This window comes from Luteibacter sp. (genome assembly GCF_051958795.1).
Lineage (GTDB): Bacteria > Pseudomonadota > Gammaproteobacteria > Xanthomonadales > Rhodanobacteraceae > Luteibacter.
Genome location: NZ_JBQCFT010000297.1, coordinates 1 through 9,054, shown reverse-complemented (window position 1 = coordinate 9,054; position 9,054 = coordinate 1). Strand labels below are relative to the sequence as shown.

The following is a 9,054-nucleotide window of genomic DNA, read 5'->3' as shown; positions in this document are numbered from 1 at the left end:
AGCACGCTGTTCCCCGGCGATCCGCTGGTCGTCGTGCACACCAGCCAGGACGGGAAGTGGGCCTTCGTCGTGAGCCCGCGCTATGCCGCGTGGATGCATGCGGACGACATCGCGCTGGGGGATGCACAGGCGATCTTCGCGCATGTGGACGCCACGCCCTACCGCGTGATCACGGGTGCGAAGCCGGACATGGTTTACACCCCGGAAGTACCTGCTTTGTCCGAGCTGCAGCTGGACATGGGAACGCGCGTGCCGCTGGACACCAGCGTGGCGGCCGACCAGCCTGTGAATGGGCAGACGGCGTATACGTCGTGGACGCTGAGCCTGCCGTTACGCGGCGCGGACGGCACGCTGTCGTTCCACCCCGCGCTGCTCCAGCGCAACCAGGATTCCGCCGCGGATTACCTCCCGCTGACCCGCGCGAACATCATCCGCCAGGCGTTCAAGTTCCTGGGTGAGCGCTATGGCTGGGGCCACGCCTACAACGGCCGCGACTGCAGCGGGTTCGTATCCGATGTGTATCGCAGCATGGGCGTCCAGATGCCACGCAACACCGGCGACCAGGCGAAGAGCCCCGGCCTCGACCACACCCTGTACACCGACAAGGACAGCCACGATGCGCGCGTGAAAGCCGCGATGGCGCTGGAGGTCGGTGACCTGGTCTATATCCCGGGCCACGTGATGATGGTGATCGGCAAGCTCGACGGCCAGCCCTACGTGATCCACGACGTGGGCGGGATGAGCTACCGGCAGGCTGACGGGAGCATGCGCCGCGTGAAGCTCAACGCCGTCTCCGTCACGCCCCTGCTGCCGATGATGTTCAACGACACGCAGACCTTCGTCGATCGCATGACCAGCATCGTGCGCATCCGCTAACCGCCGAACGACAGGACTTTATGAAGATCACGGACATCCGCTTCGGCATGCTGCGCGTGCCGCTCAAAACGGCCTTCAAGACCGCGCTGCGCACCGTCGAGAGCGTGGAGGATATCGTCGTCATGGTACATACCGACGACGGCCGCGTAGGCTACGGCGAAGCGCCGGCCACCGCCGTCATCACCGGTGACACCCATGGCTCCATCGTCGATGCCATCCGCCACTACATCGCACCGCGCCTCATCGGCGAGGACATCGCCGACCTCAACCGGATCACCCGGCTCATCCAGGGCGCCATGGAGCGCAACACCAGCGCCAAGGCCGCCGTGGAGATCGCAGTGCACGACCTGTGGGGCCAGCTGTACAACGCGCCGCTGTACAAGCTGCTGGGCGGTGGCGATCCGGTCATCACCACCGATATCACCATCAGCGTCGATTACATCGACAAGATGGTCGCGGATTCCGTCTCCGCCGTGGAGCGCGGCTTCGAGTCGCTGAAGATCAAGGTGGGCAAGGATATCGGCGTGGACATCGAGCGCGTCCGCGCCATCCATGCCGCCGTGGAGAACCGCGCCCTGCTCCGCCTGGATGCCAACCAGGGCTGGACGGCGAAGGAAGCGGTCTATGCGCTGCACGCGCTGGAAGATGCCGGCGTGCGCCTCGAACTCGTGGAGCAGCCGGTGAAGGCGCGTGACCTCGAAGGCATGCGCTACGTGACCGAGCGCGTCCATACGCCGGTCATGGCGGATGAAAGCGTGTTCGGCCCCATGGAAGTGATGGAGCTGATCCGCATGCGCGCAGCCGACATCATCAACATCAAGCTCATGAAGACCGGCGGCATCTCCAACGCGATCAAGATCGCCGACATCGCCGGCCTCTACGGCATCGAGTGCATGATCGGCTGCATGCTCGAATCCAGCATCAGCGTGGCCGCGGCCGTCCACGTGGCCGTGGCCAAGTCCGATGTGATCACCAAGGTCGACCTCGACGGCCCTTCGCTATGCGCCTACGATCCGGTCGACGGCGGGGTCACGTTCAACGAATCGGAAATCTCGATCACGGACGCCCCCGGCCTTGGCATCCGCGAGATCCGCGGCCTGGAAGCGCTTTGAGGGAACCCGACGGCATGTCACCCCTGGTGAAAATCCGCTCCGAACGCGACCGCATGAGCGCGGTGGAGCGGCGCATCGCCGATTTCATCCTGGAGAACGCACACCTGTTGCGCGATTACTCGTCGCAACAACTCGCGAACGCGCTGGGCATCAGCCAGTCCAGCGTCGTCAAGTTCACCCAGAAGCTCGGCTTCCGCGGCTACCCGGACCTGAAGTACGCGGTGGGCGAAGTGATCGGCCGGGTCAGCGACGACGACGCCCCGGAAGCGCAGCGCTCCGGCGATACCGTGGGCGCCGAACTCTGGGCCCGCAAGACCCAGGCCGAGGAAGCGACGCACGCGATCAATACACCTGAAACCATGGCCGCCGTGGTGGCCGCCCTGGGCCGCGCGGGCAAGGTGTTCCTGATCGGGCTGGGTGAGGATGACCTGCAGGTGCGCGCGTTCGCCATGCGTCTTTCGCTGCTGGGCATCCCCGCCATCCGCCACGCCGACGTGGGCCGCATGGCCGCGCAGGTCGGCATGGTCACGGCCGGCGATGTGCTGATGGTGTTCTCCGAGCACGGCCGCCACCCGGCGCTTTCCAAGATCGCCCGTTTCGTGCGCGAGCGGCGCGGCCGCGTGGTGACGGTGACGCGGCACACCGCCAACCCACTGCGTACGATGGCCGACCTGTCGCTCGTGGTCGCCGCGCACGATGACGCCTCGTACGTGCAGGCCCTGATCTACCAGACGACCGTGCAGCACCTGGTCGATACGCTCTTCATCCACCTGTGCGAAGGCGACGAACAGCGCCACCTTCACCTGGTGGAAAACCTGGACCGTACCCAGCAACTGCTGGAACCCTAGCCCTTCGCGGAGCCCACCATGGCCCTCCTGCCCCGGCTCGCCGGATTGATCGCCTTCTCGCTCCCCCTCGCCGCCAGCGCCTTCGAAGCACCGGTCGCATGGTCCGTCTCCCGGCAGATGGTGGTGGTCACCACCGATGGCTGGGATGCGAAGCAAGGCACGCTGCGCACGTATGTGCGCGAAGGTGGCAAGTGGAAAGCGGTCGGCAACGCCTCGCCCGTGGTCATCGGCAAGACCGGGAGTGCCTGGGGCGTCGGCCTCTCGCCAGCGCAGGCCGATGGCCCGCAGAAGCGCGAGGGTGACGGGCGCAGCCCTGCGGGCGTGATCCGCATCGGCAAGGCCTTCGGTTATGCCGAGTCGAATCCGACCGCGCTTCCCTACGTGGGACTCACCGCCTCCGACTACTGCGTCGATGTCGACGGTTCGCCGTACTACAACCAGCTCGTCGACGAGAAAAAGGTCGGCGAGAAGGCCGTGGCCGGGGCCACCGAAGCCATGCGCCGCGACATCCATTTCCAGGGCGATCACGCCTACCGCATCGGCTTCGTCATCGAGCACAACCCTGATGGGAAGAAGGGCGCGGGCAGCTGCATCTTCGCGCACCTGTGGAAGACGCCGACGTCCGGGACCGCAGGCTGCACGGCCATGGCGGACGATGTCATGGAACGCCTGCTCGCCTGGCTCGACCCTTCGAAGAAGCCCGTGTTCGTGCTGCTGCCGAAGGCCGAGTACGCCCGCCTGCGCGATACCTGGAACCTGCCCGCGCCATGAGTTCCTACGACATCATCGTGGTCGGCGCCGGCATCGCGGGCGCCTCGGTGGCCTGGTTCCTCGCACCGCATGCGCGCGTCCTCGTGCTCGAGCGCGAGGTCTTCGCCGGCATGCACACAACGGGGCGCTCCGCGGCGCATTTCAGCGAGACCTATGGGTCCGCCCAGGTCCGTGCCCTCTCGCGGGCGACGCGGCCGTTCCTGGAGCGTCCGCCAGCCGGCTTCGCCCATCACCCCATCCTGCACACGCGCGGCTCGCTGGTGGTCGCGCGCGCCGAGCAGGAAGACATTCTGCGCGCCGATTTCGAACTGATGCGCGCCGGTACCAGCAGCCTGGCGTGGTTCGATGGCGACGCAGTACACGATGCGGTCCCGGTACTGCGCAGGAAAGCCGCGCATGCGGCGATCTGGGAACCGGACGCCGCGGACATCGATGTCAACGAGTTGCACCAGGCCTTCCTGCGCGGCGCGAAGGCACGCGGAGCCACCGTGCAACTGGATACCGAGGTGCGCAGCGTGACCCGGGAAGCCGGTGGCTGGTGCATCAACGGCAGCCTGCAGGCACCGGTCGTCGTCAACGCGGCGGGTGCCTGGGCCGACGTCATCGCCAGCCTCGCCGGCGTCGCGTCGATCGGCCTGGAGCCACGCCGCCGCTCGGCTTTCCTGTTCGAACCACCGGAAGGCATGGCGAGCCAGGACTGGCCCTTCGTCGTTGACCTCGACGAAAGCTTCTACTTCAAGCCCGATGCCGGCCTGTTGCTCGGCTCGGCGGCGAACGCCGACCCGACCCATCCGCACGACGTGCAGCCCGAGGAGTACGACATCGCGCTCGGCATCCACCGGATCGAGGAAGCCACCACGATGAGCATCCGCCGGCCCACGCGCACCTGGGCCGGCCTGCGCAGCTTCGTACCCGACGGCGACCTCGTCGGCGGCTTCGCCCACGACGCACCCGGCTTCTTCTGGCTCGCGGCACAAGGCGGCTACGGCATCCAGACCAGCGCGGCGATGGCGGAAGCGTGCGCGTCGATCATCCTTGGCCAGGCCATGCCCACGCACCTCGCCGATACAGGCATCACCGCGGCGATGCTCGCGCCACGCTGAGCACGCATTGACCAGTACAACGCAAGTCGTTGTCGCAACATATGAGATGCGGGTTATCCACACTGTTATGCAGTTGATACCCACACACCCTGTGGATATCGACGCACTTGCGCACATCCATCTGGGCAGAGATTGACCAGTGCAATGCAAGTGGTTGTCGGTGAAGGCGCGTTGCGAGTTATGCACATGCTTATGCAGGTGCTGTCCACATTCGCTGTGGATATCGGGGCGCTGTCGCGAAACCATCGCGCGCAAGCGCGCTCCCCCAGGGGTAGGTTCGACCTGGCCGTGGCTCGTCACTGTGGGAGCGCGCTTGCGCGCGATGGCCTGGCTCGCCATGTGGTCACGCATTGACCACGCCGACGCAAGTCGTTGTCTCACCTTGTGAGACGCGACTTATCCACACTGTTATGCATCGGATACCCACATTCCCTGTGGATATCGGCGCACGCATCCACGCGCCCCGCTGCGCACGGATTGACCAGCGCAACGCAAGTCGTTGTCGCCAAAGCCCAGGCGCGACTTATGCACATGCTTATGCAGCGCGTATCCACACAGGCTGTGGATGAATCCCATGGGCTGGTCAAAGCGTCAGCAGCACAACCCAAGTGCTTGTTGCCGAAGGCGCCGTGCGACTTATACACACGCTTGTGCAGAGGGTATCCACACAACCTGTGGATAGCGCACGCCGCAGTGCGCACGCGACGTTTTCCCAAACACGTGTAGTCCTCGGACTCGCGCGCGGCAGTTCGGCGCCGGACGGCGCTGCGCGTCGCCTAAGCTACGCCACCGCCCTAGAGGAACACCCATGCGCCAACGGATTGGCATCTTCCTGCTCGCCCTCATCATTTCCACCCCAGCGCCTGCCACGGTCGACAAGGCAGTCATCCGGGATTTCGACCGGAGTGTCGCCGCCGGGCTTCCCGCGATCATCGCGCTGCCACCCACCCATCCGCGGGATGACGGCGCAACGGGCAACGGTGAAGAGCAGCTATCGGTCAACGAGGCCATTCCTGCGTCGGTCTATTTCGGCGATGCGCCGCCGGCCCGCATGTACCGCGCCACGCTCAACGGGCGGCCGGCCGTACTGACGCGCGGTGGCCGCAGGCTCGACATCACCCTGGCCGATGGTGAAGACGTGGAAACGCGCGTGTTCGAAATGGAGGATGGTGCCGCATCGCACGAGTTGCCCGAGCCTCTCGCAGTTCAGCGAGGAGACCCGACACGCGAACGCGTCCGGCGCAGCGCGGAGACACCTGGTGAGCCGCAGACAGTGGATATCCACATGTTCGTGCACAACGATGTCACCGGATACATGACTCGCGAGGCGGTCCACGCTGGCTACGTGGCGTGGTGGCTCTCAGACGCGCTCCGCATCCTGCCGTTCGCACGCGTTGACGTTCGCTACCACCCACCCATCCAGGGCCTGTCGGACATGCCCTACATGCACGGGCACGTGCTGCTCGACTGGATGACTGTCGTCGAGCAATGGGCAGGCGATGAAGACCTGGACGACAGCCACCTGCGCAAGTACGTCCTGGTCACCCTCGCGGCGCCCGCGCCAGGCGTCGGTGGCGTGGCCTGGCAGGGTGGCAACGCCGCCGTGGCAAGCATCGCTGGCCGGTATCGCATCCTCGCCCATGAACTGGGCCACATGTTTGGCGCCACGCACGCCGCGGCTGAAGTGCAGTACCGCGGCGGCTGGTGGTGCGAGAGCAACATGCTCGCGACCTCCTCCGTGTTCCGCTCGAACTGCTATCGCTACTCGGCGGAGAATGAGCGCCGTATACGGCGGTACGCCATCGAGGTCCCGGACGCGGCATGGAACCCGCACAAAGGGCCGCCGATCGAGGATTGATCGCACGGCGCATCACCGACCAAAAAAAAGGCCCCGCCAATGCGGGGCCCTTTCGTCGTTCCGCCGAAGCGAAGCGGTATTACTTCATCAGACCCGCGAGGGTCTTGCCGAGGTCGGCCGGCGACTTCACCGTGGTGACGCCCGCCTTCTCGAGAGCCGCGAACTTGGCTTCCGCCGTGCCCTTGCCGCCCGAGATGATCGCGCCGGCGTGGCCCATGCGCTTGCCCGGGGGAGCCGACGCGCCAGCGATGAACGACACGACCGGCTTCTTGACGTACTGGCTGATGAACTCAGCCGCGTCTTCTTCCGCGCTGCCGCCGATTTCGCCGACCATGATGATGCCTTCGGTCTGCGGATCGTCCTGGAACAGCTTCAGGCAGTCGATGAAGTTCAGGCCGTTGATCGGATCGCCACCGATACCGATGCAGGTCGACTGGCCGAGGCCTTCGTTGGTGGTCTGGAAGACCGCTTCGTACGTCAGGGTGCCCGAACGCGAAACGATGCCAACCTTGCCCGGCTTGTGGATGTGGCCCGGCATGATGCCGATCTTGCACTCACCCGGGGTGATGACACCCGGGCAGTTCGGACCGACGAGCACGACGTCCGGGTGCGACTTCAGCACGTTCTTCACGCGCATCATGTCGAGGACCGGGATGCCTTCGGTGATCGCGACGATGACCTTGATGCCGCTATCGATGGCTTCGAGGATCGAATCGGCGGCGAACGGGGGCGGCACGAAGATGACCGAGGCATCAGCCTTGGTCTGGTCGACAGCCTGGCGCACGGTGTTGAACACCGGCAGGCCGATGTGCTCGGAACCACCCTTGCCCGGGGTCACGCCACCCACGACCTGGGTACCGTAATCGAGGGCCTGCTGGGCGTGGAACGTGCCCTGCTGGCCGGTAAAGCCCTGGACGAGGACCTTGGTGTTCTTGTTGATCAGGACGCTCATGTTACTTCGCTCCTCAGGCCGCTGCGGCCACGGCCTTCTGGGCCGCATCGTTGAGATCGTCGGCCGGCGTGATCGCCAGGCCCGAGTTGGCCAGGAGCTCGCGGCCCTGGTCGACGTTGGTGCCCTGCAGGCGGACGATCACGGGGATCTTCAGGCCCACTTCCTTCACCGCGGCGATGATGCCTTCGGCGATCAGGTCGCAACGCACGATGCCGCCGAAGATGTTGACCAGGATGGCCTTCACCTTGTCCGACGAGAGGATGAGCTTGAACGCCTCGGTCACGCGCTCCTTGGTGGCGCCGCCGCCGACGTCAAGGAAGTTGGCCGGCTCGCCGCCCGCCAGCTTGATGACGTCCATGGTCGCCATGGCCAGGCCTGCGCCGTTGACCATGCAACCGATGGTGCCGTCCATCGTGACGTAGTTGAGGTTGTGCTGCACGGCAGCCGCTTCGGCCGCGTCTTCCTGGGTCTGGTCGCGCATGGCGGCCAGGTCCGGGTGACGGAATTCGGCGTTGTCGTCGGAGTTGACCTTGCCGTCGAGGGCGGCGAGGTTGCCGTCTTCGAGGATGGCGAGCGGGTTCAGCTCGACCAGGGCCAGGTCCTTCTCGTTGAACAGCTTGTACAGGCCAAGCATGATCTTGACGAACTGGCCGATCTGCTTGCCTTCCAGGTCCATCTTGAACGCGAGTTCACGCGCCTGGTACGGCTGCAGGCCTTCGACGAAATCCACCACGAGCGTGTGGATGTCTTCCGGCGTGTCGTGGGCGACCTGCTCGATGTCGACGCCGCCGTGCTTGGAGGCGATGAACGAGATGGCCTTGGTGTCACGATCGGTGAGGATCGACAGGTAGAGTTCCTTCGCGATGTCGGTCGCGTCGGTCACCAGCACCAGGTTCACCGGCAGCGCGCGGCCAGCCGACTGGTAGGTTTCCATGTTGGTGCCGAGCATGCCCTTGGCGGCATCACGGACAGCGTCGAGGCTGCGGCAGAACTTGACGCCACCGGCCTTGCCGCGACCACCGGCATGGATCTGGGCCTTGACCATCCACTGCGAACCACCAAGGTGCTTGGCGGCGTCGACAGCGGCGTCGGGAGAGTTGGCAACCTTGCCCGGGGGCACGGCGATGCCGTACTTCGCGAACAGTTCTTTGGCCTGGTACTCGTGGAAATTCATTCGATACCTCGAGCGAACGGAGAAAAGCGAGTGAACACGCACAGGCCGCGGGCGACCGGTGCGGGGATGGGGGATAACACGCGAACTACGCAAAACGGCGCAATACGGCCACGTATTTTCGACGATGGCGCCCCCAAAGGAAAGGGGCGGCCTGGTTCACACCTGCCGTACGCGCGTGTTGCCGTGTATCAGGGGGGCCCTATACTGGCCGTCATCCCAGGCCCCCGGGGCCGCCCGGCGGAGAGCCATAGACGTGTCCACGCCCGTGCCGACCATGACCGCGATCGCCCGGGCAAACCAGGCCACGGCCCGCCACGAACTCTTCTTTTTCAATTACTTCCGGCTGGGCCAGGCGGCGGT

The 9,054-nt window shown here is 65.5% G+C and carries 8 protein-coding genes; 6 read left to right on the top strand and 2 right to left on the bottom strand.

What is annotated here, in order from left to right; all coding sequences use genetic code 11:
• The 6 genes from ACTHLF_RS15550 to ACTHLF_RS15525 all read left to right on the top strand — a co-directional run.
• On the top strand, window positions 1-876 hold an 876-nt coding region (locus ACTHLF_RS15550; protein ID WP_440328370.1), incomplete at its 5' end, for an NlpC/P60 family protein.
• A 20-nt stretch (window positions 877-896) separates the two neighbouring features.
• Window positions 897-1,988, top strand: coding sequence for a dipeptide epimerase (locus ACTHLF_RS15545; RefSeq protein ID WP_440328369.1), 1,092 nt, complete (start codon window positions 897-899; stop codon window positions 1,986-1,988).
• A 14-nt stretch (window positions 1,989-2,002) separates the two neighbouring features.
• A complete protein-coding gene (locus ACTHLF_RS15540) occupies window positions 2,003-2,836 on the top strand; it encodes a MurR/RpiR family transcriptional regulator (protein WP_440328367.1) in 834 nt (277 codons plus the stop codon).
• Window positions 2,837-2,854: 18 nt separating this feature from the next.
• Window positions 2,855-3,607, top strand: coding sequence for a L,D-transpeptidase family protein (locus tag ACTHLF_RS15535; RefSeq protein WP_440328365.1), 753 nt, complete (start codon window positions 2,855-2,857; stop codon window positions 3,605-3,607).
• On the top strand, window positions 3,604-4,710 hold the full coding sequence (locus ACTHLF_RS15530; RefSeq protein ID WP_440328363.1) for an NAD(P)/FAD-dependent oxidoreductase: 1,107 nt from the start codon (window positions 3,604-3,606) through the stop codon (window positions 4,708-4,710). The genes ACTHLF_RS15535 and ACTHLF_RS15530 overlap by 4 nt, the downstream gene beginning before the upstream one ends.
• A gap of 808 nt (window positions 4,711-5,518) precedes the next feature.
• Window positions 5,519-6,568, top strand: a complete 1,050-nt coding sequence (locus ACTHLF_RS15525; protein ID WP_440328362.1) for a reprolysin-like metallopeptidase — start codon at window positions 5,519-5,521, stop codon at window positions 6,566-6,568.
• 79 nt (window positions 6,569-6,647) lie between these two features.
• Here the strand turns inward: ACTHLF_RS15525 and sucD are convergent, their stop codons facing one another.
• Together sucD and sucC are read right to left on the bottom strand one after the other, a co-directional pair.
• On the bottom strand, window positions 6,648-7,520 hold the full coding sequence (gene sucD / locus ACTHLF_RS15520) for a succinate--CoA ligase subunit alpha (protein ID WP_247329115.1): 873 nt from the start codon (window positions 7,518-7,520) through the stop codon (window positions 6,648-6,650).
• A gap of 13 nt (window positions 7,521-7,533) precedes the next feature.
• Complete coding sequence (gene sucC / locus ACTHLF_RS15515) at window positions 7,534-8,736, bottom strand: ADP-forming succinate--CoA ligase subunit beta (RefSeq protein ID WP_440328360.1); 1,203 nt, start codon at window positions 8,734-8,736, stop codon at window positions 7,534-7,536.
• Between the last annotated feature and the right edge of the window lie 318 nt (window positions 8,737-9,054).

What these genes read in the sequence shown, in the direction of transcription:
- ACTHLF_RS15535 (WP_440328365.1), top strand. Translation starts at nt 2,855, where the DNA reads ATGGCCCTCCTGCCCCGGCTCGCCGGATTGATCGCCTTCTCGCTCCCC.
- ACTHLF_RS15525 (WP_440328362.1), top strand. Translation starts at nt 5,519, where the DNA reads ATGCGCCAACGGATTGGCATCTTCCTGCTCGCCCTCATCATTTCCACC.
- ACTHLF_RS15540 (WP_440328367.1), top strand. Translation starts at nt 2,003, where the DNA reads ATGTCACCCCTGGTGAAAATCCGCTCCGAACGCGACCGCATGAGCGCG.
- sucD (WP_247329115.1), bottom strand. Translation starts at nt 7,520, where the DNA reads ATGAGCGTCCTGATCAACAAGAACACCAAGGTCCTCGTCCAGGGCTTT.
- ACTHLF_RS15530 (WP_440328363.1), top strand. Translation starts at nt 3,604, where the DNA reads ATGAGTTCCTACGACATCATCGTGGTCGGCGCCGGCATCGCGGGCGCC.
- ACTHLF_RS15545 (WP_440328369.1), top strand. Translation starts at nt 897, where the DNA reads ATGAAGATCACGGACATCCGCTTCGGCATGCTGCGCGTGCCGCTCAAA.